Consider the following 803-nt stretch of genomic DNA (forward strand, 5'->3'; position numbering starts at 1 on the left):
GATCAATTTTATTGAAAAGTTGCGTGAACACTGTAAAGTTCATGGAATTCCTCTTTAACGAATTTTCAACTTTTTATCACCTTGAAACATAGATACATGCTAAACGCGTTATTTGCATTTATACATTACCTAAGTATTTTCATCACGATACCTTGGCTTTGAGAAAACCTTTCTGCCCCTCTGAATTGTTCAGATAGTACTGAACTTTCTACATTGGCTTTTGTTTTTATCGTATGGTAGGCATCCCTTTTGCTTCATGGTTAAAAAATTTCATACTAAGTTCGCGTTTTTTCTTTTTGATAAGTGATTGCTCAGCGTTACGTAAATGCGCTACCATTTCCATCTTTATAAATTCATTTTGGATCATGGCTAACGAACCATCAATATGTGCTTGAAGATCTGCAGTATCTTTCAGGTTTTCTTTTTTTTGAATTTCATCTAATAGATGTTGGAGGTATTTAAAACGATTTTCTACGTTTTCAAAAGTTTCTAAACTTACAGCTTTATCTAGTATCGATGCAAATTGTAAACGCCTTGAAATAGCTTTGCCCATTTGCTCAAAAGACCCATAAATTTTGTTTTCTTCCTCTAATACCTTTTGATATGATTCCCTTGAAAGCTTATCTCTCTTATAGAGCGATTCTGGTTCTTTGAGAAAAAAACTAGAAAAGTCTATTTTCTGAGGTGCAGTTTTCTGACCCTTTGTTATAGCTTGATAGGCTTTTTCTGTTTGCGAAAGTTGTTCTTTTTTTAACTCAAGCTGTTTTTTTAAGAGCTCTATAATCTCCAGATATTCTGCTGGT

Annotated in this window: 1 protein-coding gene; it reads right to left on the minus strand. The window is 33.3% G+C overall.

From position 1 onward, the window contains the following. Positions 1-226: 226 nt before the first annotated feature. On the minus strand, positions 227-803 hold a 577-nt coding region (locus tag ACFIJ9_RS08660), incomplete at its 5' end, for a type IV secretion system protein (RefSeq protein WP_375636795.1).

Source organism: Bartonella sp. MR90HLJMH (assembly GCF_042194115.1).
Taxonomy (GTDB): Bacteria; Pseudomonadota; Alphaproteobacteria; order Rhizobiales; family Rhizobiaceae; genus Bartonella; species Bartonella grahamii.